24 protein-coding genes are annotated in these 25,172 nt (G+C 42.2%); 5 read left to right on the forward strand and 19 right to left on the reverse strand.

Annotation, left to right across the window (positions count from 1 at the left end):
- Nucleotides 1–267 precede the first annotated feature (267 nt).
- The 6 genes from CEF21_RS15300 to CEF21_RS15325 all read right to left on the reverse strand — a co-directional run bounded on the left by CEF21_RS15300 (nucleotide 268) and on the right by CEF21_RS15325 (nucleotide 5,768).
- Nucleotides 268–1,059: a DUF92 domain-containing protein gene (locus tag CEF21_RS15300; protein WP_123917824.1), complete on the reverse strand. Its 792-nt coding sequence runs from the start codon at nucleotides 1,057–1,059 to the stop codon at nucleotides 268–270.
- Entirely contained in the window at nucleotides 1,052–1,618 is a 567-nt protein-coding gene (locus CEF21_RS15305; protein ID WP_123917826.1) for a 5-formyltetrahydrofolate cyclo-ligase, read from the reverse strand. The genes CEF21_RS15300 and CEF21_RS15305 overlap by 8 nt, the downstream gene beginning before the upstream one ends.
- 104 nt (nucleotides 1,619–1,722) lie before the next feature.
- Nucleotides 1,723–1,872, reverse strand: coding sequence for a 50S ribosomal protein L33 (gene rpmG, locus CEF21_RS15310; RefSeq protein WP_035403921.1), 150 nt, complete (start codon nucleotides 1,870–1,872; stop codon nucleotides 1,723–1,725).
- Nucleotides 1,873–1,958: 86 nt separating this feature from the next.
- Nucleotides 1,959–4,169: a nucleotidyltransferase family protein gene (locus CEF21_RS15315; protein WP_123917829.1), complete on the reverse strand. Its 2,211-nt coding sequence runs from the start codon at nucleotides 4,167–4,169 to the stop codon at nucleotides 1,959–1,961.
- 13 nt (nucleotides 4,170–4,182) lie between these two features.
- Nucleotides 4,183–5,337 (reverse strand): glycosyltransferase family 4 protein, encoded by a 1,155-nt coding sequence (locus CEF21_RS15320; protein ID WP_164462209.1) that lies wholly within the window; start codon nucleotides 5,335–5,337, stop codon nucleotides 4,183–4,185.
- A gap of 11 nt (nucleotides 5,338–5,348) precedes the next feature.
- A complete protein-coding gene (locus CEF21_RS15325) occupies nucleotides 5,349–5,768 on the reverse strand; it encodes a hypothetical protein (RefSeq protein WP_123917833.1) in 420 nt (139 codons plus the stop codon).
- 183 nt (nucleotides 5,769–5,951) lie between these two features.
- On the opposite strand from CEF21_RS15325, the gene CEF21_RS15330 reads away from it, so the two are divergent.
- On the forward strand, nucleotides 5,952–6,302 hold the full coding sequence (locus CEF21_RS15330; protein WP_123917835.1) for a helix-turn-helix domain containing protein: 351 nt from the start codon (nucleotides 5,952–5,954) through the stop codon (nucleotides 6,300–6,302).
- On the forward strand, nucleotides 6,299–6,775 hold the full coding sequence (locus CEF21_RS15335; protein ID WP_123917837.1) for a hypothetical protein: 477 nt from the start codon (nucleotides 6,299–6,301) through the stop codon (nucleotides 6,773–6,775). Before CEF21_RS15330 ends, CEF21_RS15335 begins: the two co-directional genes overlap by 4 nt.
- A 30-nt stretch (nucleotides 6,776–6,805) precedes the next feature.
- Here the strand turns inward: CEF21_RS15335 and phoU are convergent, their stop codons facing one another.
- The 13 genes from phoU to CEF21_RS15400 all read right to left on the reverse strand — a co-directional run bounded on the left by phoU (nucleotide 6,806) and on the right by CEF21_RS15400 (nucleotide 22,525).
- Entirely contained in the window at nucleotides 6,806–7,465 is a 660-nt protein-coding gene (phoU, locus tag CEF21_RS15340; protein ID WP_123917839.1) for a phosphate signaling complex protein PhoU, read from the reverse strand.
- Between the two features lie 247 nt (nucleotides 7,466–7,712).
- Nucleotides 7,713–8,534 carry a phosphate ABC transporter ATP-binding protein PstB gene (gene pstB / locus CEF21_RS15345; RefSeq protein ID WP_123917841.1) on the reverse strand — a complete coding sequence of 274 codons (822 nt, stop codon included), beginning with the start codon at nucleotides 8,532–8,534 and terminating at the stop codon, nucleotides 7,713–7,715.
- Between the two features lie 140 nt (nucleotides 8,535–8,674).
- Complete coding sequence (locus tag CEF21_RS15350; protein ID WP_123917843.1) at nucleotides 8,675–10,537, reverse strand: methyl-accepting chemotaxis protein; 1,863 nt, start codon at nucleotides 10,535–10,537, stop codon at nucleotides 8,675–8,677.
- Nucleotides 10,538–10,968: 431 nt separating this feature from the next.
- Nucleotides 10,969–11,748 (reverse strand): phosphate ABC transporter ATP-binding protein PstB, encoded by a 780-nt coding sequence (gene pstB, locus CEF21_RS15355; protein ID WP_123917845.1) that lies wholly within the window; start codon nucleotides 11,746–11,748, stop codon nucleotides 10,969–10,971.
- A 5-nt stretch (nucleotides 11,749–11,753) separates the two neighbouring features.
- Complete coding sequence (gene pstB, locus CEF21_RS15360) at nucleotides 11,754–12,566, reverse strand: phosphate ABC transporter ATP-binding protein PstB (RefSeq protein WP_123920297.1); 813 nt, start codon at nucleotides 12,564–12,566, stop codon at nucleotides 11,754–11,756.
- Between the two features lie 30 nt (nucleotides 12,567–12,596).
- Complete coding sequence (gene pstA, locus CEF21_RS15365) at nucleotides 12,597–13,484, reverse strand: phosphate ABC transporter permease PstA (RefSeq protein ID WP_123917847.1); 888 nt, start codon at nucleotides 13,482–13,484, stop codon at nucleotides 12,597–12,599.
- Complete coding sequence (gene pstC / locus CEF21_RS15370) at nucleotides 13,484–14,404, reverse strand: phosphate ABC transporter permease subunit PstC (RefSeq protein ID WP_123917849.1); 921 nt, start codon at nucleotides 14,402–14,404, stop codon at nucleotides 13,484–13,486. Before pstC ends, pstA begins: the two co-directional genes overlap by 1 nt.
- 86 nt (nucleotides 14,405–14,490) lie before the next feature.
- A complete protein-coding gene (locus tag CEF21_RS15375; protein ID WP_123917852.1) occupies nucleotides 14,491–15,408 on the reverse strand; it encodes a phosphate ABC transporter substrate-binding protein in 918 nt (305 codons plus the stop codon).
- 207 nt (nucleotides 15,409–15,615) lie between these two features.
- Nucleotides 15,616–17,751 (reverse strand): peptidoglycan D,D-transpeptidase FtsI family protein, encoded by a 2,136-nt coding sequence (locus CEF21_RS15380; protein ID WP_123917854.1) that lies wholly within the window; start codon nucleotides 17,749–17,751, stop codon nucleotides 15,616–15,618.
- 365 nt (nucleotides 17,752–18,116) lie between these two features.
- Nucleotides 18,117–19,409 (reverse strand): MFS transporter, encoded by a 1,293-nt coding sequence (locus tag CEF21_RS15385; protein WP_123917856.1) that lies wholly within the window; start codon nucleotides 19,407–19,409, stop codon nucleotides 18,117–18,119.
- A gap of 157 nt (nucleotides 19,410–19,566) precedes the next feature.
- Nucleotides 19,567–20,175 carry a superoxide dismutase gene (locus tag CEF21_RS15390; RefSeq protein ID WP_123917858.1) on the reverse strand — a complete coding sequence of 203 codons (609 nt, stop codon included), beginning with the start codon at nucleotides 20,173–20,175 and terminating at the stop codon, nucleotides 19,567–19,569.
- Nucleotides 20,176–20,329: 154 nt separating this feature from the next.
- On the reverse strand, nucleotides 20,330–20,812 hold the full coding sequence (locus tag CEF21_RS15395; protein WP_123917860.1) for a DUF456 domain-containing protein: 483 nt from the start codon (nucleotides 20,810–20,812) through the stop codon (nucleotides 20,330–20,332).
- A gap of 81 nt (nucleotides 20,813–20,893) precedes the next feature.
- Nucleotides 20,894–22,525 (reverse strand): Na/Pi cotransporter family protein, encoded by a 1,632-nt coding sequence (locus CEF21_RS15400; RefSeq protein ID WP_123917862.1) that lies wholly within the window; start codon nucleotides 22,523–22,525, stop codon nucleotides 20,894–20,896.
- A 201-nt stretch (nucleotides 22,526–22,726) separates the two neighbouring features.
- Here CEF21_RS15400 and CEF21_RS15405 point away from each other — a divergent pair, with 201 nt between their 5' ends.
- From CEF21_RS15405 to CEF21_RS15415, 3 genes are all read left to right on the forward strand, one after another.
- Nucleotides 22,727–23,509, forward strand: a complete 783-nt coding sequence (locus CEF21_RS15405; RefSeq protein ID WP_123917864.1) for a DUF1189 domain-containing protein — start codon at nucleotides 22,727–22,729, stop codon at nucleotides 23,507–23,509.
- A gap of 133 nt (nucleotides 23,510–23,642) precedes the next feature.
- The gene (locus CEF21_RS15410) at nucleotides 23,643–24,335 is read left to right on the forward strand and encodes a phosphatase PAP2 family protein (RefSeq protein WP_123917866.1); all 693 of its coding nucleotides are present in this window, start codon (nucleotides 23,643–23,645) and stop codon (nucleotides 24,333–24,335) included.
- A 421-nt stretch (nucleotides 24,336–24,756) separates the two neighbouring features.
- Nucleotides 24,757–25,071: a hypothetical protein gene (locus CEF21_RS15415; protein ID WP_123917868.1), complete on the forward strand. Its 315-nt coding sequence runs from the start codon at nucleotides 24,757–24,759 to the stop codon at nucleotides 25,069–25,071.
- Nucleotides 25,072–25,172 lie beyond the last annotated feature (101 nt).

The following is a 25,172-nucleotide window of genomic DNA, read 5'->3' on the forward strand; positions in this document are numbered from 1 at the left end:
TTATCCGCCGATTTTTGAAATTGCTTATTATCTGTTTTCAAAGAAAACGGAGTAAAGCTTTATGATGCTGAAAGAAGCTGTTTGCGCGAGAGCCTTTAAAAAAATAGCTCTGTCAAACTTGTCTCCTGATTGCAGCCTGCAGGCGCTTTTCTTTCCTTGGGCAGGCGGGTGAGCCTGTCCGGCGCTTTGCGCCTGCGGGGCTTCCCTGCCCGCTGCTCTAAGCAGAAGTCTCGCGCCTTCCACTCCATGTGTCAAAGGGCTTTAAGCCTAAAAAATTATAAATACACAGACCGACAAAAGAGCCGCAATACTGATAGAAAGAATATTTACAACATCATTATTAAAAAAGGAATTTCCCTGAACGACTCTTCCTTCTTTGCTGCAATGAATTCTCTTCTCCGTTACTTTTCCGCATACCGGACATTTGTATTTCACCTGCACAGAACCTCCAAGGAGTGTATCGGCAAGGTTTCCGAAAAAGCCAAGTACAGCGATCATTAATCCCCATCTCCAGCTAAGCTGAAAAATAAAGACAGAAAGAATGGCAATAAAAAGAGCTCCTGCTGCCGCAGCGATTGTACCAAGAGGAGAGACTGCGCCGGATGTACCGCGAACTGTTTTCTTAAAAGAAAGCAGCATCCTTGGCGCTTTCCTGCTTAATGTTCCTATTTCTGAAGCCCAAGTATCTGAATTCGCTGCTGCAATGGAGGTACAAAAGACCGCTGTCCATAAATCTGCGCCGGTCAGCCAAAACAGAAAGCTGGCAATAGAAGAAATTCCGCCATTCGCCATTACTTGAATTGAATCACGCCGGTCTCCCTTTTCAAGCATCTCGTCAAGCACCATTTTCCTGTTCCTCTTGTATTTACTTAATAAGCTGGAGCTTGCAAAAAATGCACCCAGCAAAAAAAGACCTTGAAAGCCATATCCTAAGTAAATCAGAACTCCTGTTATAAAAGCAGCAGCCGCACCGCTCCCAGTCAAAGATCGTATTCTCCACCCTGCAATTGATATACATGCGATGATTAGCAGTCCTAAAATATGTATGGGATTACTCACGGCAATGAAGCACCTCTTTTTCAGTTAGAATTCTTTGAACAGGCACATCAAAGATTTCAGAAGGAATAAAAGGAAGTACTTGAAAGGAAAAAGCTAAAGACACGGTTTTGCCCGGGTAATCTTTTAAATACCGATCATAGTATCCTCCCCCATACCCTATTCTGTATCCTCTGGGATCAAAACCAATGCCAGGGACAGCCATTACGTCTATTTCATTTTTTTCCACTCGTTCCGTCTGATTTGGAATCGGCTCCTTCAGTCCGTAATAAACGGTTTCGAGCTGCTCAAAAGAAGTAATGATTCTGAATTCCATCTCTTTTCGGTCAGGAAAACATTTGGGTACCGCCATCCGCTTCCCTTTCTCCCAGCCTTTCTCGATGATGTTCCTTGTATCTGCTTCCCTGTTTTGAGAGATCGTTAACCCGATTGTGTGCGAATTTTTCCATAGTGAGGACTGAAAAAACTTTTCTTCAATGGCTGCCGAATACTCCGTATATTGCTTCCGGCTCATTTGATTGAGGAGAATTTTCATGTTCTCCCTGATCATGGTTTTATTCATTTTAATCACCGCTTTTATCTGTACTATTTCCATTATATAGGCAAGCCTTTTAATTCTCAGTAAAAATGCATAAAAAAAAACAGCGGGAATGAATTCCCTGCTGCTTACTTCGTTTCGCGGTGCACTGTCATTTTTTTCTCTCTGGAGCAATATTTTTTAAGCTCCATACGATCCGGGTTATTACGTTTATTCTTTTTAGAGATATAGTTACGCTCACCACAGTCAGTGCAAGCAAGTGTAATATTCACACGCATGATTATCCCTCCAAACTATTCAATCATTAAATCTAATCAGACTTTAACATCATACCATTGATGCATGGAAAATTCCACTCTATTTTTCATTTTTGAAAGTGTTTTATTTTATTGGTATATACTTCGTTTGTCTTTAATGCTTCTTCTGGCCTTGAATTCATCGTAATGACTGTTAATCCTGCATCATTCTGGACAGCCGTTATCCGTGTCCAGCTGTCTTCTCCATGAAGAATATTGACGCCATCTGACAAACGGACCCGCTCTAAATCCTCCTCCGATATCAAGCGGCTCAGCACCTGGTTTTCCTGACCCGTCTTACACGAGACATGTTGGCATGCAGCTTTTGAATATAAATCAAGCTTGGTTTTAACGCATTGATTGTCCCTCATTCCCTCTATAAGAGCAGCAAGCAGATGGATAGGGGTTTCAGCTTCCGGCCATTTAAGATCTTGCTGAAACAGTTCATGAAGGATAGCAGAATTAAGCGGGAGATTCCCATGCTCCCCCTTCAGACTAAGAGTTTGCTTTTGTTCATCGAGAAAGAATATTAATTTCAGTCCTCTGAAATGCTGCTTGGCTGCAGGAGATAAGACCGTTAATAAGCAGGAGCCCTCCAGTAAATCACGGTAAAAACGGAATGATAATGGATCCATTTCAAGTCCATACTCAGGAGGATACACCGGTGAACCAGTCATCATGAAGACGGACTCAAGTTCTTTTGCCAGTCCGGCTATCCTCGTTTTCGTTCCTGCCACGTTATTTTTTACGGGCGTTGCTTTGGAATAATGCAGTTCTATTGATTTTTCCATTTCAGCTGAAAGAATTTGGCCTGTGCTGTCAAAAAAAAGCAGTGTGCAGCTCTCATTGACGGAAACAGCATATACCCCCAAACGCCGCAGTGTATGACAGCCATTCCTCAGAGCTGAAGGGGGAATGGGATCCTCTTCAAAGTAGATGTGGCACCCAAACGACCTTAAAGATTCAGTGAAAAGGTTCATGAATAAACCGGATAAAGCGGTCCCGTCATTGCCGGCAATAACCCCGCGGTTTTTCCCATATGCGGCTGTAAGGGCCTGGGCAAGCTTAGCGGCTTTTACCGGGCCGCCTTCCGCAAGGGATAAATCCACCCTTCCTTTAATTGTGAATACACTGCTGTTAAAATATCTCCCGGTAAACGTATCATCGATCTGTGCCCCCTTTGCAATAATGTGCTTCGGCCAGATCATCACATGCTCTTTCACCACATTCCCCCCTTCGAGAACGACACGCTCCCCTAGAACTGAACCGTTTTTCAATTCACTGGAACCTTTAATCTCGCAGCTGTTTGCCAGTACTGACCCCGTTATCTTTGTACCGGGATGAATCTTCTGACGGCTCCAGCAAATTGTATGCTGTATAGAAGAACCCTCTCTCACACGAGTACCCTCTCCTAAAATCACATAGGGGCCAATCTGACAGCCCTTCTCAACAACAGCCCCCTCCCCGATCAGGACAGGACCTATACATACAGCACCATACTCAGAAACTCCGCCCTTCTCTATGTAAACGCTATCATTTTTACGTTTCCCATCAGCCATCCACTGCGGAGTAAGACCTTCTACACCATTCAGCAAATCGAACTGTGCTGTCCTGTATTCTGAATGAGTCCCTATATCCGACCAATAACCATCGGCTTCATGCATATGGATTCCTTCAGCGAGCATCATTGGCAGAATATCCTTACTGATATCCTGTGGGACGCCCTCTGGAATGCGCTCAAGAACACTGGGTTCAAAGATATACATCCCCGCATTAATAAATTCACTGTAAACTTCTGTTTTATATGGCTTTTCCATAAAGCGGAGAACCCTGCCCGTTTTATCTGCAATGATGCTCCCATATTCTCCTGTCTGACTTTTCCTCACGGCAAAAACAGTCCCCTTACAGCTTGAGCGGGTATGTGAAATGAGACCATCCTTTACATTAAAGTTACATATCGTATCCCCGCTCACCACTAAAAACGTGTCGTTCAGAAATGGGGCAGCCCTTTTCAGACAGCCCGCAGTGCCGAGCGGACTTTTTTCCATTATATATGAAATGCGGACTCCAAAACGCGATCCGTTCTCAAAATATCGTTCTATGACATCACTTTTCCAGCAAAGAGCCATAATGATCTCTTTAATTCCATTATCCTTCAAGTGCTTAATTACATATTCCAGAACAGGCCTGTTGAGCAGAGGGACCATGGGCTTAGGCAAACTGGACGTAAGGGGCTGTAGACGTGTTCCCATCCCGCCTGCCATGATAACTGCTTTCATCTAAATACCCCTTTCACATTTGCTGCAGCGCAATTTTATAAACGCTTAAGGTATGGTGTGCCATTTTGGACCAGCTGTATTTACCAGACTCTTTTTTCGCGTTTTCCCCCAGCATACGGGCTTTCTGAGGATCATCCAATAAGTCCATCATGGATTTGTATAGGCAATCAATCCGGCTGCTCTCGCAGACAATTCCTGTCCGATTGTGACTAATCAGCTCTGAAAGCCCTCCTGCGCCGGATCCAATCAGCGGTTTCCCAGCTGACATGAGTTCCAGCGCGGCAAGTCCAAAAGGTTCATAATGGCTTGGTATACAAGCAAGAGAAGCATATTGTATATAGTTATTCAGAAGCTCCCCCTTAATAAATCCGGGAAAAATGACGTCTTCTTGAATTCCTAAGTTTTCCGTAAGCAAGTCATACGTTTTTTTGCCGGGCCCTTCCCCGGCTATAACCAGCTTTAATGAAGAGTAAGCGGCCTTTACTTCTGCAAATGCATGTATTAACTCCTCAAAGCCTTTCTCAGGTACAAAACGACCCATTGTAAACACATACGGATGCAGCAAGGGCGGATTGGATTCCTGTGCTTCAAATGGTGCGGCACCGTTTGGTATAACGGATATTTTGCTCTCTTCTGCCCCTGCAAGGATAAGTTCATTTTTCATAAAACGGCTGCAGGCAATCAAGTGATCGGCAGACCTGATTAACTTCATTTCTGTTTCGTGAATACGTTTTTCAGAAGCTGTTCTTAATTCTTTTTTCCTGCCGCACTCCAGGGAATGAATGGTTGCAATGAGCGGTTTATTGTACATATTTTTGGCGAAAATAGCTGCTCCGGCAGTCATCCAGTCATGAGCATGAATAAGGTCAAAAGGGGGTTGAAGGATATTCAATGACTGAATCCACATGTAGTTCATGTTCATGATCCACTCATACACGTTTTCATGCGTTTCCGTGCTCTTTCCAGGGCGAACGATGGTGAAGGAATGATTCCCTTCAAATTCCGCTTCCGGCAAATCAGAGGGCATGGTAAAAAGAAGCCCTTTTATGTTCTTTCGGGATAATTCTTCCGCTAAATGACGAACATGCGTACCAAGTCCGCCCCATATATGAGGCGGGTATTCGGATGAAAAAAGAAGGACGGAAGGGAAATCAGTGTTTGGCTTCATCTTGTTTACTCTCATTCTCCATATTCAGTATAGGCGGAAAAGATCAGGCAGCCGGGGTAAGAAGGATTGATCGCCATTTGTGAAGGATCAATCGGTACATCAGGTGTCTTCGCTATGATCAGCTTTAGATTTGAGGAATTATAAAACAGCAGTTTCAATTGAAAAGCCTGAAAGGGAAATTTAACAGGAATCTGCATCTTTCCGGCTGAGTTGCGGATTGGATAATCATATATAACAGGCTCTTCAAAGCGTTTAGAATAAATGGATAGCCTTATCGTCTTGTATAGGCTGTCGTACTCTTCTTGCATGAGTGAGGCAGATACTTTTTCTGTAAATGCCGATATACTCCATTCAATCAAAAGAAGCGAAGATAACTGCTTCACCTTGATCCAGTCGGTGTCTGAATGGTTCGAAGACTGCTCTACATCCAATCGTGTGTTTCCTCATTTCATTATTTTTCTCTACTATAATTCAAATTTTCCCATTGGACAACTCCAAGACGGAAATCAAGTGAAATTAAGTGTTTTGCTAGGATTTACATGAAAAACCATTAAAAAATTCGACAAACTGTGATATAAAGAATAAGTGAAAACTTTAATAGAAGGTGAAGAGAAATGGAAATTGTCATTGTGGTTCTGCTCATAGCGGCCATCGCTATGCTGATTTATTCTTTCATAAAAAAGGATAAGGTTCAGGAAATTGAAAAAGATTTGGACCAGCTTCAGCTTTCAGCTATGCAGGAAATATATAAGCTAAAGAAAAAAGTCAAAGTTCTGGAAGAGGAAATTCTGCAGGATGACATACAGTCTATGTCCCAGGAAGAACAGCTGGACTATCATATTGAGAAAAAGGTTGTGGCAAAGTATAAGCATGGTATGACAATTGACGCCATTGCAAAATCTGAGAATATCTCAGAAAAACAAGTACAATCGATTATTAAGCGGAATGAGAGGGTCTTAACATGAGCAGAAAAAGCATTCAAGCTTTCTCCGCTGGGATCATTACCGCAACGGCTATCCTTTCCATCTCCTACTATCTGATTCCGAAAGAAGAGGCCGGCCCAAAGCAGGTAACCGAAAAAGAAGTCGCCTCTTACCTGGCTAATGAAGGAGAAGTCTCTGTATCAAGAGAAAAGTATGAAGACCTTGTAAAGGCTAAAGAAGCCGCTGTTTCTCCAGAAAAGGAACAGCCAGCCGAAAAAGCCCCTGCTGCTGAACCAGCACCTAAGAAAGAAACATACCGTTTGTTTATTTATGAAGGAACCACCACATCTGAAATAGCCGAGAAACTGGAAAAAGGGAAAGTAGTTAAATCGGCAAATGATTTTGCTGAATATCTAATTAAGACCGATTTGCACACAAAGGTCCGTCAGGGCGGATATAAACTTCCTACCGGTTTAAGCAATGAGGAAGCAGCAAAACTTCTTATCAAACAATAAAAAAATCCGCTGGCAGTCAGCGGATTTTTTTTAGTTATTCAAATCGTAATGTCTGCCTTTTACAAGATAGAAAATGTTTTCGGATATATTTGTTGCATGGTCCGCGAAACGCTCTAAATACCGGCTTACAAATAAAAGCTGCGTAATTTGCGGCATCGATTCGCGGCTGTCCTGTGTAATTTCCAGCAGTTCTCTAATGGTTTGACCATATAAATTATCCACTTCATCATCCATATCTGCCACTTCTTTTGCCAAAACGATATCTTCTTCATTAAATGCCTTAATGGACAGGGAAAGCATCTTGCTTGCAATAGAGTGCATTTGTTTAACGGTCTCGATTGGCTTGATCAGAGGGTCATCGCCAATACGAATAGCAGACTTCGCTATATTTACGGCAAAATCGGCCATACGCTCCATTTCATTCGAAATTTTAATCGCGACCATAATTCTGCGCAGATCTGTCGCTACAGGCTGCTGTTTAGCAATAAGCAGAATGGAAAGATCATTGATTTCCTCATCAAGATTATCCACTGCTTCATCCTCTTCCATAATTTCCAGTGCCAATTCGATGTTCTGATTCTCAAGAGCGTCGATTGATTTCTCTAAAGCAATCTCTGTTAACCTTCCCATTTCCATTAACTTTTCCCTAAGTGTATTCATGTCAAAATCAAATTTTCCCCTAACCGCCATTTCAGGTCCTCCTCTATGATTATGCTTATCTCTACTATCCTTTACCCAAACGCCTTTGTAAATGCATCTTTCTGGGCACTTTTCCATAGTAAGAATCTCTTTCCCGTCAGCTGTCCGGATGTCCATTTTCTAAAGGGAAATGGGGAGCCGCATCGTCTGGAATCTTGCGCCTCCCATTACCATTCATTTTACCTCATCCTATGGACTGACAGCTAATAAGAATTTGAATTTGCTTTTTATTGGCAGTTTAGCCGAATCGGCCGGTAATATAATCCTCTGTTCGTTTATCGGAGGGAGCAGAGAAAAGTTTATTCGTTTTTGAATATTCAACGACTTCACCGTTTAAAAAGAAAGCTGTACGATCAGATATCCGTGCCGCCTGCTGCATATTGTGGGTCACAATAATGATGCTGTAGTTTTGTTTCAACTCCTGAATAAGCTCTTCTACCTTAAGGGTAGAAATCGGATCCAGAGCAGAAGTAGGCTCATCCATAAGGATAACATCCGGTTCAATAGCAAGGCATCTTGCAATACAAAGCCGCTGCTGCTGGCCCCCAGACAGCCCGTATGCGTTCTCCTTCAAACGGTCTTTCACTTCATCCCAAATGGCTGCGCTTTTTAAGCTTTGTTCAACAATTTGGTCCAGCACTTTTTTATCCCGGATTCCGTGAATCCTTGGACCGTATGCTACATTATCATAGATGGATTTAGGAAATGGATAAGGCTTTTGAAAAACCATGCCTACGCGTGTTTTCAGTTCTTCTGCCCGGAAGGATTTATCAAAAATATTTTCTCCCCGGTACATAATCCTGCCGGAGGTTTTAACGATCGGGACAAGTTCAACCATACGGTTTAGCGTTTTAATATAAGTTGATTTACCGCAGCCGGAAGGCCCGATAATCGCTGTAACCTCATTTTCAAACACATCAAGATTGATATTTTTCAAAGCATGGTTTTTTCCATACCACAGATCCAGATTCTCCGTTTTATACACAATCGCGCCATTCATTTCAAATGTCCCTTCATTCAAATCAGGCGTGTGTTCTCTAACCATTGTTTTCAATTCCATCTAATTTTCCTCCCTAAATTTTCAAAGAAATTATGACTTATTTTAAAATAAACAGGTTCATAGATGCCGAGAACCATATTTTCCTCTCTATTCCCCGAAAGAGACTTTGCAGGTATTATTGATTCTCTCTTGAATTTATTTTATCCGCTGAATGCCCTTGCCTCCCCCTCCTCTTCTGGCAGAACAAACCTTTCCACACTTTTTACCAGCTTGTCTGCGTGAGAGTTCAGATGATAAATCCGCTGAAGCATCGTACTGATTTCTTCATCCTGATTTTGAATGGAGACAGAGGTCTGAAGTGTGCCGGCTGAAAATTCCTGAGAGATTGCTGCACTATTTTGAAACCACATTTTGATGGACTCACTTTTGTTTTGCAAATCTTTTAAAATGATGGAAATATCCTGAATATTGTCTGTAATCCCTTCCACTTCATCATTGATGGCTTGAAACTTTTCGCCGGACGCTGTAATTTGACTCAACCCGGTCTGAACTTCTTTAAATCCTTTTTCCAGGGTGTTCGTTACCTCTTTTGCACCGTTCTGGATCCCTTTCGAAATACCGGTTATTTCTTCTATAGATAGTTGAACCTGGTTAGCGAGCTTTCTGACTTCCTCCGCAACGACTGCAAACCCATTTCCGGCTTCCCCTGCTCTTGCCGCCTCAATCGCCGCATTTAAAGCCAGGAGATTGGTTCTCTCTGCAATAGCCTGAATGACTGTTACAAGCTTCGTGATTTTTTTAACATCCTGGCCCAGAGTAAGGACCTGATTATATGAATGCTTAATAATTGTATAGGTTCCTTCCATTTGCTTAACGGAAGACCTCATCGATTGATGTCCGTCTTTTGTAATCATGAGCACCTCATTGGAAGAGGCAGAAAGACTTTCACCGTTTGCTGCTGCTGCTTGAATATCCCGGTTGAAGTTTTCAACTGAATCAAGAGCTGTCACAAGATCCGATGACTGTTTATCGGAGCTGGCAGAGAGATTAGACATCGTTTCTGAAACATCATGGCTCGTCTGCTTGATTTCATTGGAAGAATGGAGCAGATTTGAGGATTGCCCTTTTAAACCCACAGATACCTCATTAATTCCTTTTACAATCTTTCTGAGATTTTTAGCCATTAAATTAACCGAATTGATTAAAGCGCCAATTTCGTCCTTCGTTTTCGAATCTTCCATCTCATATTCCAAATGGCCTTCAGATACCCTCCTTGCCAGCTTTACAAGCCTGTTTAGGTTCATCTTAATGGACCGGATGACCAACAATAAGATGATGAGACTGCCGATCGCTGACAGCACAATAGAGGCAATCAAGGTAAACGCTGATTTGTTTATATCCTTCATAACGGCGGACTGGGAAAGGGATCGTTCATTATTTACAATCTTCAGGCACTTGCTAAGCTCTGATATGTTTGAATCTCTAAGCATTGAAATTTCCCCGCGCGCTTTTGTATAAATGGCCGTATCAAGCCTGACTACTGAAGGAGCAATCTCCTTTATAAACAGCTCATCAATTTTCTTGTTGTTGGCTTCTATATTTGTAATGGACTTTTTCATCGTGCCAGATAGAGAATGGTCTTTATTAATTTGTTTAACAAGCTCGTTCAGTTCATTTCTCGCTGATCGGTAATCCTTAATATCTTTATCCTTTTGAAATGTAATATAGTCCGCAATTTTTATATCCTTAGCCCGGATGAGAGATTCCATTTCCGTGAGCAAGACAGCACTTTCCCCTTTGATATTTAACGTATTTGTATCTCTTGCCGCATTCATCAGAAGGCTTAAAACTATCCCTGTTGAAATGGTTATAAAAAATAGCATAAGGATAAACGGTGTATACAGTTTTTTACTGAAAGAGACATAACTCCATTTTCTCAGCATTTTCCGTTCCAGAAGTGATTTTAACGTTTTATCCATTTTAATGAGAGCGGTCCCTGTCTTGTTGTGTTTCATGATCATAACCCTCGCCTGCAATTCTGATTTAGTAATTTTTTCATTCATATCATAATTTATTTAGGGTAAAAAGTCTCAGATAAACGGCAAAATTTACACATCTTTTACAATCTTTCCATAAAAATAAAAAAAGAGGTCGTGACAAAAGGTTTCGGGTTAATAAAAAAGCTCTTTTAAACTTGGCTGTTGATTGCAGCTGGCGGGCGGTGAGCCTCCTCGCCGCTTTGCGCCTGCGGGGTCTCACCTGTCCCGCTACTCTAAGCAGAGTCTCACGCCTTCCGCTTCAATCAACAGGGTTTAAAAAAGTAACAACATGCTGTAATATAGCGAATAAAAAACCGAACGATTATTTGAAACTCTAAAATAGAGCTTCGTAATCGTTCGGTTTTATTTTTTTTATGTTTTTTTCAAAAGAAATATTCGGCTTAAGGACAACAATTTTAGTTATGTCCCAGCCTCTTTTTGATCGTAATTTTACATTATCCGAATCGTCCGGAGATGTAATCTTCTGTTTTTTGATTTGCCGGTTTAGAGAACAGAACATCGGTGTCACTGATTTCAACAAGTTCTCCCATAAGGAAAAATGCTGTTTTATCAGAAACACGGGCTGCCTGCTGCATGTTATGGGTCACGATCACAATCGTGTATTTCTTTTTTAATTCGAGGATAAGTTCCTCAATTTTCAGCGTGGAGATTGGGTCCAATGCAGATGTCGGTTCATCCATCAGCAATACATTAGGAGTTGTAGCAAGTGCACGGGCAATGCATAATCTCTGCTGCTGCCCGCCGGATAATCCTAAAGCCCCTGAATGAAGCCGGTCTTTTACTTCGTCCCATAGTGCTACATCTTTTAAGGATTTTTCAACAAGCTCATCCAGTTTCTTTTTATTGCGGATTCCATGAATACGGGGGCCATATGCCACATTATCATAGATCGACTGAGGAAACGGATTTCCTTTTTGAAAGACCATCCCCACATTCTTCCTGAGATCTACCAAATCTATTTTTGAAGTAAGAATGTTTTTATGACCATAATTGATTTCTCCAGACATCCTGACACCCGGAACCATATTGATCATTAGATTCAGCGTTTTAATAAAAGTGGATTTTCCGCAGCCTGATGGTCCGATAATAGCCGTTACTTCATTCTCCAGTATGGAGAAATTAATGTTTTTGAGGGCTTGATTTTCCCCATACCATAAGTTTAGATCTTTCATTTGAAATACTTCTTTAACTTGCGCTGCCGTTGCCATGATAATCCCCCTTATCCAAACCTTCCGGTGATGTATTCTTCTGTTTTCTTTTGCGAAGGATTGGTAAAGATTTTTTCAGTCAAATCATACTCCACTAAATCCCCGTTTAAGAAAAACGCCGTTTTGTCGGAGATTCGTGATGCCTGCTGCATATTATGTGTGACGATTACGATGGAGAACTCTTTTTTTAAATCGATAATCAAATCTTCAACTTTTGCATTTGAAATAGGATCTAGGGCTGAAGCCGGCTCATCTAAGAGAAGTACAGTCGGCTTCATTGCGATGGTTCTTGCAATGCAGAGACGCTGTGCCTGTCCGCCTGAAAGAGCCAGGGCAGATGTATGGAGGCGGTCCTTTACTTCGTCCCATAGAGCTGCCTTTTTAAGGCTTTCTTCTACCGCCTGGTCCAAGTCTTTTTTGCTTGTCATCCCGTTGAATTTTAAAGCGTGTGTAATGTTGTTGTAAATCGATTTTGGAAATGGATTTGGCTTTTGGAAAACCATTCCGATTTCTTTTCTGAGTGCAACCGTGTTGATTGCAGGATCGAGTAAATTCACATCTTCATATAAAATGCTGCCTTCACTTCTGGAACCCGGGATTAAATCATTCATGCGGTTTATGCTTCTGAGAAAGGTCGATTTACCGCAGCCGGAAGGCCCTATCAGTGCCGTGACGGCATTTTTATTAATATCAAAGCTTACATTGTTTACTGCCCGTTTTTCACCATAATATATATTTAAATCGGTCACTTTCAGTACCGTTTCCTGTGCGGAAAATGACGTTTCCCGATCTTTATTTTCTTTTAGCGCCTTTACAGCAGAAATCTGTGCCACGATTAAATCACCCCGTACTTATTATTTTGTTGCTGTCAGCCTCTTATGGATAAAGCTTCCGAGCCATCTGGCACCCAGGTTAAATACAAGAACAGCAATAATAAGGATCGCCGAAGCCCCGTTCGCAATATCCTCCATATCAGGTATGATCCCCTGGGTTAGAACTGCATAGATATGAACGGCCAGCGTTTCTGCAGGTCTCATCACATTGAGAGGTGATGTGTCTGAAAATGGATTCCAATTGGCATAGTCCAGTCTTGGTGTTGTCAAACCTGCAGTAAATAACAGAGCTGCTGCTTCACCAAATACACGGCCTGAGGCCAAAATGGCACCAGTCAGAATAGATGGGAAAGCGGAAGGAATTAAAACGGTTTTAATCGTATGCCACTTTGTCACTCCAAGAGCCAGGCTTGCTTCCTTCTGATCACGGGGAACGGATCGCATCGCATCTTCTGTTACACGTACCATGACAGGAAGATTAAAGACGGTAAGGGCAAGAGCTCCCCCTATAATCGTATATCCCCAGCCGGTTAAGTTTACAAACATAAGCAAACCAAACATCCCGATTACGATAGATGGAAGGGATGCAAGTACTTCGATACATGTACGGATAAAATCCGTTAAACGGCCTGGACGGGCATATTCAGCCATGTAAATTCCGCCGCCTACTCCAAGAGGAACAGTAAAAATCATTGTAATCAGCAAGATGTAAAAAGAGTTGAAGAGCTGATCTCTGACGCCTCCGCCTTCACGAAAAGAACTTGAAATAGTCGTTATGAAATCAAGGCTCAACTTGCTGAAGCCGTTAAAAATAATGTATGAAAATAATCCAACAAGAAGGAGAACAATAATTGACGCAATGGCGACAAAAACACCAGTAGCTATTCGGTCTGCAACTTTGCTATTCATTAAATCTTCCTCCTAGATGACAGGTAACGAATTAGAATGATAAACAGGAATGACATGACAAGAAGAATCAGTCCCATTGACCATAATGCATTGTTATCAACACTTCCGTTTGTTGTATGACCCATGTTAAGGGTAATGATCGTCGTTAAAGTAGCGGAAGCATCAAGCAGGCTGTCTGGAAGTGCTCTCACATTCCCGATCACCATTTGAACGGCCAATGCTTCACCGAATGCACGGGCCATTCCCAAAACTACAGCTGTAAGAAGGGTAGGAAGAGCTGCCGGAATCAATACTTTTCTAATGGTTTGCCATCTTGTGGCACCAAGCGCGTAGGAACCTTCACGCAAATTTTTAGGCAGTGAACTCATTGCATCTGTTGCAATAGTCGTAATCGTAGGGAGAATCATAACAGACAGAACGATCGTCCCCGCCAATAAGCTATTTCCTGTTCCTCCAAATGTGTTTCTGATAAAAGGTACAAGCACTGTAAGTCCTATGAATCCATAAACAACCGATGGAATACCTACCAGAAGTTCAACTACAGGCTGTAAAAATTTTCTTCCCCAGGAAGGAGCGATTTCAGTCATGAAAATAGCACTTCCTATACCAAGAGGAGCAGCAATTAAGGCTGAAAGAATGGTTACAGCGAATGATCCGAAGATAAATGGCAGAGCGCCATATTTCTCTTCAGACGGATTCCAGTCAGAGCTGGTTAAGAACTCAATGAGACTTACACCATTGCTTGTAAACGACTGAATCCCCTTCGTGCCAAGGAAAATTGTGATTGCGATTGTCGCAGTAATCATAATCAGAGCACAAATCGTAACAAGGAGCCTTCCTCGAACTTCATCCTTTTTTCTGTTTTTACTTGAACTAATTAATCTCTCTCTAGCTGACATTTCAATCTTTTTTTCCATCATTTACACTCCTAATAACGTCATAATAGGGTAAATGCCTGTACGGCACTTACCCTAACTTTATAAAAGCTACGTTACTTAGATTTAAATTATAGGTCTTTAATTTTTCCTTCTGCGTCGCGTTCTACTTTCATATCTGTAACAGGGATGTATCCTTGTTCAGGAAGTAGTTTTGTTTGAACTTCTTCGCTCATCATGTAATCGATGAATGTTTTAGCAAGTCCAGTGGCTTCGCCTTTTGTATAAGAATGCTCATAAGCCCAGATTGGGAATTCGCCAGTTGTTACTTTTTCGTCAGTAGCTTCTACACCATCGATAGACATTGGAGTTACTTTATCGTCAGTGAAGTAAGAGAATGCAAGGTATCCTACAGCACCTGGAGTTTCGCTGATGATTTTCTTAACTGTGTTAGAAGAGTCTTCAGTGATTCCTTCAGCCGTTTTACCATTGTCAAGAGCGTATTTAGTGAATGTAGCACGAGTACCTGAAGAATCAGGACGGTTTACAAGAGTGATTTTCTGGTCTTTTCCGCCAAGATCTTTCCAGTTAGTGATTTCGCCGGCAAATACTTTTTTAAGATCATCTTTGCTGATATCTTTTACGCCAGCATCTGGGTTAACAGCAGCTGTCATACCTACTACAGCAATTTTATGGTCAACAAGGTCTTTAAATTTTTCTTTGTCTTTTTCTTCAGCAAAAACATCAGAGTTACCGATTTGAACAGCGCCTTCAGCTACTTGAGAAAGTCCTGTACCAGAACCTCCGGCTTGAACTTGAACGTCAGCCTTTGTGTTTTCTGCCATGAACTGTTCTGCCGCTGCTGCAACTAGAGGCTGCATAGCAGATGAACCGGATGCTACTAGGCTTCCTTCAGCTTCTGCTGCTTCTTCTTTTTTAGTATCTCCGCCGTTCGTACCTTCTTTTGAAGTGTTTCCTCCGCAGGCTGCTGCGAAAACAACTAAAGCAGACATGATAAGGAATAGAGCTAAGTGTTTAGCTTTCTTCATTTGCTAGTTCCCCCTAATATTTTTGTGGTGTTTTTGTCCTACGTGAATAAGAATACCGTTCCACTGTTAACTTAGTTTTAACCAAATGTTAAGGTTTTGTAAATTTGTGATGCTATTTGTCGGTTTTTAGGATGTGAAGGCCCATTTTTTCTCAAAAAAAGAGCACTCTTGATTGAGTGCTTTTATTATGGCAATAGGACTTGAAAATTATTCAATCTCTTCACTGACTGCCCTTTGCTGAATTTTTTCCATATTCTTTTGATCCAAATGCTCTTCCTCATGCTTCGATTTTAGTTCATAATACTTATCCATTATTCTCCTGCTGATCGTCTTGTTGATCGGATGGGAATTGGAGCTCTTATCATATGCCCACGGAACTACGACCGCAAAGGCAATTTCAGGGTTATTGCTCGGTGCGTACCCTACCATTGTCAGGTTATAGACAGGAGAGAGAAACTTACTTTTTACAGGACCGTCATAAAAGGCCTGGGCCGTCCCTGTTTTTCCGGCTGGCTGATAATCTGCCCCCATAAAGTAAGGATAGCCGGTTCCCCCTTTTTCCTGCATGACCTGCCGGAAGCCTTCCTGAACTCTTTGAATCTGGCTTGGCTTCATTTCCAGCTTGTTCAGAATTTCAGGTTTTGCTGATTGGACGACAGGACCTAATCCTTCGCCGGGAGCAGGTTCCCTGATTTCTCTTACCATCTGCGGCTTCATCCGATAGCCTCCATTGGCAATCGTTGAGACGTACTGGGCCATTTGCAGAGGTGTATAGGTGTCATATTGTCCGATTGATAAATCGAGCAGCAGCCCGGGTGTCACGCTGGATCCTTTAAATCCGGATGCTTCGTTCGGCAGATCAATACCGGTTGGAACCCCTAAACCGAACTGGCTATAATAATTCCGGAGAACGTTAAATGTTCCGGTATCAAGCGGGAGCGAGCCATTTTTCTTATATTTGCCTCCGGCCATTTCGATGGCCGTTTTAAACATATACACGTTGGAAGATCGTTTCAATGCTTCAAGATCATTGATCATGCCCATCGTTTCGTGTGATTTTTTTGGAGGCGACCCTTTTATGTAAAGTGGTTCATCGTTAAACATCTGTCCTGGTTTAATAGCACCGGACTGATAGCCTGAGAGCACGGTGGCGCCTTTAACGGCAGATCCCATTGTATAGGAAGAAGTCATAGCGCCAAGCGAGAAATCCTTCATTTTCTGCACGCCGCTTTTATCCTTCACAATTTGCTTACCGGCCATTGAGAGAACTTCACCGTTTCTTGGGTCAATCATTACGGCAAATGCGCGGTCTAAAAGCTCCGTTCCCTTTTCTTTTTTAGCTGTCTGAAGCTCTTCTTCGATAATTTTTTCCACTTCCTGCTGCAGTTCGATATCCAAAGTCAAAATCAGGTCTTTACCGCTTTTTCCTTCCGAAACAATTTGGGTATTCAGGATATTCCCTTCTGCATCGGTGATATTTTTAGCTCTCGCTTTTTCACCCTGGAGAACATCCTCGTATTCCATTTCGAGATAGCTCGTCCCTACACGGTCATTCAGGCTGTACCCTTTTGCCAGAAACGTATCCCTCTGTTCTTTTGGTATGCCCTGTTCCGGGGATGAAATGCTGCCGATCATGGTTCTGAGCATAGATCCATATGGATATTTCCTTTCCCAGTCAGCCGTAATATTGACTCCGGGAAGATCCTGAAGATGTTCACTTACCGTAGCTACTTCTTTTGGAGTGACATCTTTATTTTTGATAATCTGAGGCGTCATCGAGTACCCTGCATCCATCTGTCTCTTTATAGCGAGAATTTCAAGCTCTTGTTTAGAGATTTCAGCGAGGTCCTTCTTTGTAATCCGGTCAAGCTGGAGATCATACAGCTGTTCTTCCGGAATCTCCCCGTTTTCTGCCTTTTGTTTATCCTTACCGGTTATTTTCTTCTTTGCCTCATCAGGCCGGGTCATAATCCAATAATCTTTTAAGTCCCTCTCTGTTACCTTATCTGTTTTCTGTTCAATCATTCGCGCAAGGGATTTTGCAACAGCAAGCCGTTCATCTTGGCTCGTGCCGGGAGATCTCGTATATGTAATCGCATTCAGCGGCTCATTGTCCACGATTGCAGAGTAGTTGCGATCGTACATTTTTCCTCTCGGAACCGTTGAACTGACATCTGCTTCCTCTTTCCTGTCCAGATCTTTTTGGTAATCCTGACCATATACAATCTGAACAATTCCCAGTCTGAGAACGATTCCGCAAAAAATAAGAAAGACCACCAGGAAAAGAACATTTAACCGGCCCGGCAAAAACCTTCGTCTTCTGCTTTTTTTATCTCTCGTCATTTGGCACCGCCTTTACTCTTTTTCTTAAATGAAGAAAGAAGGGGCTGTCCGTAAAGTAACTTTTAGATGTTCCGCTTGCGACGAAACCCAAATTAATTTGCGCTGATTTCCGCTGCAGGATTCCCTCATCCAGAAGCAGCCGCTGAGCCTTCTCAAGTTCAGAGTCTAACCCTGCCAGAGGAGTGTCCCCCTTCAGCTTCAGTCAGCCAGTCACACATTTCAAACGAAAACAGGGAAACGCCGGGAATGCGTCGCCCTGTTTTAAGTGAATGAGACTTTTTAGACAGCTCCATAATTATTGTATTCTTTTTTTACTGTCATTTCTATAATGGTGTCCGTTTGTTACAAAATTGTAAGGAATCCGATTAAGTTCCGTTTTCTCCATCCATCAGGTTCGATTCTGCAGCAAGAAGTTCCCCATCTTCCTTATTAATGGAAACGGACGGTTCAGGGAGATGAATTTTTCGCACAAATAAATAAATGAACGCATGCCCTGCCCCTATAACCGCAAGAAAAACAGGAAGGGCGGTCTTAACATTCAATTGGCTCACTACTATAATGAAACCCAGTAAAGAGACTACTCTTCCGGCATTCAGAAATATTTCCCTTACTACAATATATTCGACCCTTGCCACTGCAGCATTCCATGCTCTTCCTATTACATCATAGGTAATGGATACATACGGAACGAGAAGCATGGGATACGCAATTGCGATACAAACCGCATAAATCAGAAGGTTCAGATAGGACATCTTAAAAAGGATAATGAATATAGAGGAGTAAAGCAAAAGACCGCCGAGTAAAATAGCCTTCTTCCGGACTCTTTTTGTAATAATCCGGGATGCGGCGTAATAAGCAAGAAAAGCTACCGCGGAGTTAATCATCCCAAATGTGCCTAAAGCAAGTTCGCTGCCGGTGGTGATAAAGACGAAGACACCAATAACAAATATAAACGTTCCTTCACGGAGTCCCTGAAAGAAATGGGCTCCTGTAATCAGCTTCCAGTTCGGATCATTTTTCCTCTCCTGAAAAACCTTTTTGATGACATATTGTCCATGAGAAGGTCTTCTCTTCAGCAAAAAACTCATCCCCACAGCACAGGCAAATAGGACAAGTGAAATAGCGAAAATAACATTATAGCCTTTGTTTCCCGCAAAAAAGGAGATAACAAGCCCTGCTGCAATAGGGCCAATCATGCCGGCCGAGGATGTTAAGATCCCTAAAAACCCATTAAAAAAATCTCTCGTTTCAGGCTCTGTAATTTCGAACGTTAATACATTAAAAGCCAGCCAGTAAAAACCGTAGCCGATCCCAAGCATTGCCCCCATCAGAACAATAAACTGATTGGCATGGCTTCCGATAATCAGGACGAGGATATAAAATACGGACAGGAACAGGACTCCAAGACGAAGAACGATGACACGGTCAATTTTTTTCGCCCATCTTCCCGCCAGAATAAAGGTAAGTGGCTGCATAACGACAATGGATAGATTGTAAACACCGAGATCAGCCAGTTTACCGGTCTGTTTCCAGAGGTACACATTCACAAAGGAGTTCGATAATGCAATACTGAGGGAATAGAGCCCCCCTATTGTAAGAAGCAGGAGCAAATCTTTATTAATTTCTATGTTCCCGATGAGTTTTTGCAGTTTAGCCATAGCAAAACTTCCTTTCTGTCTCGTACTAGTTTGGCACGAAGGAAAGGAGTTATGTATTTAAAAACAAATCGGTTTTTGCTGTGCATTAATGAATAGACCTGCTGCCTCCGGCAGACAAAAAAAGAAGCGGGGAAATTTCCCGCTTCTTTTATGCTTCTTATTTGGCTGCTTCGTAGCGTTTAGAAACCTCATCCCAGTTTACAACATTCCAGAAGGAATTGATGTAATCAGGACGGCGGTTTTGATAATTCAAGTAGTAGGCATGCTCCCAAACATCAAGACCAAGAACCGGAGTTTTGCCCTCCATAAGAGGTGAATCCTGGTTAGGTGTGCTTGTCACTTCCAATTCGCCGTTGTTCACAACAAGCCAAGCCCATCCTGAACCGAAACGGGTTGTTGCCGCTTTTGCGAATTCTTCTTTGAAAGCGTCAAATCCGCCAAACTTGCTGCTGATTGCATCTGCAAGAGCGCCTGAAGGTTGTCCTCCGCCATTTGGAGAAAGGATTTGCCAGAAGAAAGAGTGGTTAGAGTGACCGCCGCCGTTGTTGCGGACAGCTGTTCTTTTTTCTTCAGGAATTGCATCCAGATTGGAGATTAGCTCGTCAATGCTCTTACCTGAAAGGTCTTCATGTCCTTCAAGTGCAGCATTCACATTTGTTACATACGTATTGTGATGTTTCGTGTGGTGAATGTTCATTGTTTCCTTATCGATATGAGGCTCAAGTGCATCATAAGCATAAGGCAGTTGCGGAAGTTCGTAAGCCATTTAAATCTCCTCCTTGAAATAGTATGTATTGCCAAGCTAGGGATAAAACCTTTAGCTTTCTGGAATCAGCGTACCAAATTTAATGAAATGTTTCAATGAATTTGATTGGGTGATGATACCGCTGCCACCATCATTATGCAGCCCGCCATTCTCATCAGAAAATCACGAATAAAAAGTAGCCGATCATTATCAGCTGAATGATGCTTTTGGCAAATACCCCCGAAATGAAACCAATCAGTGACCCAAGACCGACCTTTACCGAAGTTGTAAAGTCTTTCCGGTGCACAATCATTTCTGCGATTACCGCTCCAAGGAACGGACCGATCAGAATGCCGGCAATAGGAATCGCGACCGGACCGACGAGGAGACCGATTGTACTGCCCCAAATCGCAGCCCTGCTTCCCCCTACTCTTTTCACACCGATTAAATTCGTTACATAATCAGCTGCAAAAAGCACGGCAACAAAAATCCCCTCAATCATCCAGAATGTGTAGCCGAATTGATCAAAGCCGTAAAACCAGCCGTATAATAAAAATCCGCCTACAATAAAAATGACACTTGGAATAATCGGATAAACAAGCCCTGCAAAGGCAATAACAAATGCGGCAATAATGAGAATCCAGTAAAAAATGTCCATTTTGTACCTCCACAGCAGAATAAAAGCGCGTCCGCTTCCATGCCTATAATTTCATTATATCTTAAATTTAAGATATTACTCTTATTTACGGTATCCAAGTACCGCTTCTGCAATGTTTACACAATGGTCCCCTATTCTCTCCAGATTGCTTACGATATCTACAAATACCATACCCGCCTGTGCTGAACAATCACCATTATTCATACGAAGAATATGTTTCTTCCTCAAAGTTCGCTCCATCCTGTCAATCCGGTCTTCTGCTTCCAGAACCCGATTCGCAAGCCCTGTGTCCCGGTCATCAAGTGATTGAACGGCGTTTTCCAGAGTTTTCACCGTCAGCTCAAACATTTCATTTAAATCAGACATGGCTTCATCTGTTATTTTCACTTTATTTGAAAGCTTATAATCCACTAATTCCACAATATTTTCAAAATGATCACCTACCCGTTCTATATCCCTTACCGTATCGATCAGCACGGAATGTTCCTCAGACTCATGTTCATTCATTTCATTACGGGAAATAAGGATGAGGTAATCAGTAATTTTCCTGTCAAGATTATTTATCGCTTCTTCGATCTGAAGAGCGGAGTGTGCGTGTTTTTGCTGGTTTACCGTCAAGTAATCATTCGTTTCTTTTAATCCTTTGACAGAAAACCGCCCCATTCTTAATACTTCTTCTTTTGCTTGTCCAAGTGCAATGGAAGATGACTGTTCAATAAACAACGGATCTAAGTGCTTCGTCCGGTATTCAATGGACGGATCTTCACCAGGTATCATTTTTTCGGCAGCCCAAGCAAGCGCACCGATGAATGGAAGCTGAATAAGAGCATTAGTTATATTAAATGTGCCATGGGCAAAAGCAATGGCCATCGCCGGACTTAAGCTCAAATTGGTTTCCAAAGATTGAATAAAAACCGTGTATAAAGGCAATACAACGAGAAAAATAGAGGTCCCGGCAACATTAAATATGACATGCGCCATCGCAGCCCTTCTGGCAGCAATGGAGGCACCTATCGACGCCAATACTGCTGTAATCGTTGTACCGATATTGTCCCCGAACATTACGGGAAGCGCTGCATGCAAATCAACAAGATTCTGGCCATATAACTCCTGCAATATTCCGATTGTGGCACTGGAGCTTTGCACTACACCTGTAAGAATGGTTCCGGCGAGCACCCCAAGCAGAGGGTTTGAGCTTAACGTTAATGTCAAGTCCTCGAAAAAAGCAAGATTTCCAAGAGGGCGCAATCCGCTGCCCATCAATTCCAGCCCGAAGAATAGAGCGCCGAATCCAAATACAACCTGCCCTGCATGATGGGCTTTTTTATTTTTAATAAAATACAAGAGGATGGAACCGGCAGCTAGTACAGGAAGAGCATAATCCGTTACGTTAATACCAATAATGAATGCTGTAACCGTCGTCCCGATATTTGCGCCCATGATTACACCGATTGCCTGCCTTAGTTTCATAAAACCTGCACTGACAAGACCTACGGCTATAACCGTTGTTCCGCTGCTGGATTGAATAAGAACAGTTACAGCGATACCGGCGATTACTGCCATTACCGAATTGGAAGTGTATCGGTCGAGCATATCCCGAAGTCTGTTTCCAGCTGCGCGCTGCAATCCTTCCCCCATGTACTTAATTCCAAATAAAAAAATCCCCAAGCCCCCTAAAAACTCAAAAATAACCCGTTGGAGATCAAATTCCATCCGTGTTTCCCTCCAGATGTCTCTCTTTAGTCCATTAATCAAGTCAATTATTAAGCAATTGTGTATTTATTGTAAAGTATTTTTAGGAAAACAGCATTTATTTTTAATAATGGCCCTCTGCTCCCGTCCTCTCTATGCACTTGTTTATGATCCTTCCGGAAGGTAAAATGAGAAATGATTGATTGAAAAGGAAGTGACCGAGTGAACATATTTAAACAAATGGCAAAAAGCCTTTACTCTCCGAAAGATATTGCCGTTTTCAGATTCCAGGGAATTGGAAAAACTATTCTCTACATTTTTTTCCTGACTTTAATCTCCATCCTGCCTGCCTCTGTCTTCCTGGGGCTTACAATCGGAAGCAGTATTACAGCTATACAGAATACAGTGAACAGCAGCCTTCCCGATTTTGAGATTAAAGATGGTACATTAACCGCACAAACAGATAAACCTGTTGAAATTAAACAGGGTGAGATCATTATTGTTCTGGATCCTACCGGGACATATACCGCAAAAGAAATGGAGCAGAAGAACAATTCAGTTGGTATTCTAAAAAATGAATTCGTTCTTGTATCCAACGGTTCTCCACAGGTGATTTCGTATACAAGTGCAGGGAATTTTACAATCACGAAAGCCCAAATTGCTGATTTTGCCAAACAGACAGGACAATTAAAACCGGTTATTATAGCTGCTGTTTTAATCCTGCTTTACCTCGTATCCTCTTTTTCAAAATTTATAGAAGTTACGATCCTCGCTTTACTCGGACTGGTTATTCGGAACATGCTTAAGAAAAAGGTGAACTTCAAACAGTCATGGGTGATGTCTGCCTACGCTGTGACACTTGCCACCCTTTTCTTCACGATCATGACGAGCTTGCAGGCAGCTGTTCCGAGCCAGGGACTTGTCCAATGGTTTGTTCATATCGTTATGCTATACCTGGCCGTTAAAGAAATTCCTTCCAAAACAGAACCGGCAGCCATCACTTAATGACTGCATAAAAACAGAGCGAAAATACCCGCTCTGTTTTTTTATGGTTCCGTATTACCAGCCTAAGAGATGATTATTCTTGAGGAATTAGGGTATTTGTCAGGATAAATCATGAATACTGGGAGTATGAATAATGATCGGTGAAAAAATGCAGCAATACTTGAGCAAAGCGTTTTTACTAAGTCTGGTTTTTGCCGTTTTATTTGGATTAACAGCCTATTTTGTCCATAAAGATTTAGTGATTTCGTTTGATCAGCATGTGATTTCCTTTGTCCAGACTTTTGAATCCCCGCCAGTGACGGACATCATGAAATTTTTGTCCTGGGCCGGGTCCGGTACCATCGTTTTCATACTGGCGGTATTATCTCTGCTGATATTCAGAAAAATACTGATGCATCGAAGCGAGGTCCTTCTCTATGTCACCGTCGTCCTTGGTTCAGCAATGCTGAATCAGATTTTAAAACTTCTTTTTCATCGGCCAAGACCTGATTTCCACAGACTTTCCTCTGCGCAGGGCTTTAGCTTTCCAAGCGGCCATTCAATGGAAGCAGTGGCCTTTTACGGTATTCTTGCTTTCATTCTGTGGAAGCATCTGAAAAGCCGCAGGGGCAAAAACTTGCTGGTGCTGTTCAGCATTCTCATGATTGCCGGCATCGGACTCAGCAGAATATACTTGGGTGTTCATTATCCAAGTGATGTATTAGGCGGCTATTTATGCAGCATTTGCTGGCTTACCCTATCGATTTGGCATTATCAGCAGGGAAAAGACCGGGCCATCAAACAAAGACAAAGACACTCAGATTTCTCCCGCTTCAATGGGAATTAAACCTGAATTTATCTGCAAAAAAGCACGCGGCATTTTAGATTACCTCGTCCAATTTATGGCTAAAAGAATACAAAATCAAAATAGCTTTTTACAGAGGAGTGTAAAAAAATCACACATTAGAGAAAATATTGGAGTGGAATCCCCCCGGTAAGCATTCCGGGGGTTTTCTTAGTGAAAGTCCGTTGGTTTTAAAGGAAGGTTCAGTCTGATTAAAGGCTGTCCGTCAGAAGAAGGTTCATCGCCCGTCAAAGAAAAAGCAGGCTGCCAAAACATACGAAAAGGAAATGGGACAAGGATTTTGAAACGGACTACCGGACTGCACCACATTCTTTCTTGTAAGGCTAAATAAATGTTTATGCGGCATGTTTTAAATGGGACAAGCATATGCTGTATCATTCCAGGCATAAAGGGTGATTTGTCAGTGAAAAGGCTCATTTTGCTTTGTTCCATCGCACTGCTCGCGTATATTATTTATTATGATTTAAGAATTGGAACCATCCCTGCAAACGAAACAGACACCCTGATCGTTTCTGCACAGCCTGCCGGAAAAGAAAGCTTTAAAAAACTGAATGTCCGCAAAGGCGAATCCGTTCTAATCATGATCAACAAAGTGAATGGAAACTCGATTCCAGTCCCTCTGGAAACGGCAGTCAAAGATTTTGAAAAGCTGAATCCAGGCACGAAAGCCAATCGGATTCTTACAGGACACTCCTACAAATTCCCTGTGTATGAGTAGCCGATTTGTCTATTTCCTTGTCAATACATCCAAATCACTGATACAATATGGGAGGAAAAGATATCATTCTGGTTACCAAACCTATATGAATAAGGAGCGAT

The sequence above is a fragment of the Bacillus sp. FJAT-42376 genome (assembly GCF_003816055.1).
Lineage (GTDB): Bacteria > Bacillota > Bacilli > Bacillales > Bacillaceae > Metabacillus_B.

What these genes read in the sequence shown, in the direction of transcription:
- CEF21_RS15305 (WP_123917826.1), bottom strand. Translation starts at nt 1,618, where the DNA reads ATGAATAAAACCATGATCAGGGAGAACATGAAAATTCTCCTCAATCAA.
- rpmG (WP_035403921.1), bottom strand. Translation starts at nt 1,872, where the DNA reads ATGCGTGTGAATATTACACTTGCTTGCACTGACTGTGGTGAGCGTAAC.
- CEF21_RS15315 (WP_123917829.1), bottom strand. Translation starts at nt 4,169, where the DNA reads ATGAAAGCAGTTATCATGGCAGGCGGGATGGGAACACGTCTACAGCCC.
- CEF21_RS15320 (WP_164462209.1), bottom strand. Translation starts at nt 5,337, where the DNA reads ATGAAGCCAAACACTGATTTCCCTTCCGTCCTTCTTTTTTCATCCGAA.
- CEF21_RS15330 (WP_123917835.1), top strand. Translation starts at nt 5,952, where the DNA reads ATGGAAATTGTCATTGTGGTTCTGCTCATAGCGGCCATCGCTATGCTG.
- CEF21_RS15335 (WP_123917837.1), top strand. Translation starts at nt 6,299, where the DNA reads ATGAGCAGAAAAAGCATTCAAGCTTTCTCCGCTGGGATCATTACCGCA.
- phoU (WP_123917839.1), bottom strand. Translation starts at nt 7,465, where the DNA reads ATGGCGGTTAGGGGAAAATTTGATTTTGACATGAATACACTTAGGGAA.
- pstB (WP_123917841.1), bottom strand. Translation starts at nt 8,534, where the DNA reads ATGGAATTGAAAACAATGGTTAGAGAACACACGCCTGATTTGAATGAA.
- CEF21_RS15350 (WP_123917843.1), bottom strand. Translation starts at nt 10,537, where the DNA reads ATGAATGAAAAAATTACTAAATCAGAATTGCAGGCGAGGGTTATGATC.
- pstA (WP_123917847.1), bottom strand. Translation starts at nt 13,484, where the DNA reads ATGAATAGCAAAGTTGCAGACCGAATAGCTACTGGTGTTTTTGTCGCC.
- pstC (WP_123917849.1), bottom strand. Translation starts at nt 14,404, where the DNA reads ATGATGGAAAAAAAGATTGAAATGTCAGCTAGAGAGAGATTAATTAGT.
- CEF21_RS15375 (WP_123917852.1), bottom strand. Translation starts at nt 15,408, where the DNA reads ATGAAGAAAGCTAAACACTTAGCTCTATTCCTTATCATGTCTGCTTTA.
- CEF21_RS15380 (WP_123917854.1), bottom strand. Translation starts at nt 17,751, where the DNA reads ATGACGAGAGATAAAAAAAGCAGAAGACGAAGGTTTTTGCCGGGCCGG.
- CEF21_RS15385 (WP_123917856.1), bottom strand. Translation starts at nt 19,409, where the DNA reads ATGGCTAAACTGCAAAAACTCATCGGGAACATAGAAATTAATAAAGAT.
- CEF21_RS15390 (WP_123917858.1), bottom strand. Translation starts at nt 20,175, where the DNA reads ATGGCTTACGAACTTCCGCAACTGCCTTATGCTTATGATGCACTTGAG.
- CEF21_RS15395 (WP_123917860.1), bottom strand. Translation starts at nt 20,812, where the DNA reads ATGGACATTTTTTACTGGATTCTCATTATTGCCGCATTTGTTATTGCC.
- CEF21_RS15400 (WP_123917862.1), bottom strand. Translation starts at nt 22,525, where the DNA reads ATGGAATTTGATCTCCAACGGGTTATTTTTGAGTTTTTAGGGGGCTTG.
- CEF21_RS15410 (WP_123917866.1), top strand. Translation starts at nt 23,643, where the DNA reads ATGATCGGTGAAAAAATGCAGCAATACTTGAGCAAAGCGTTTTTACTA.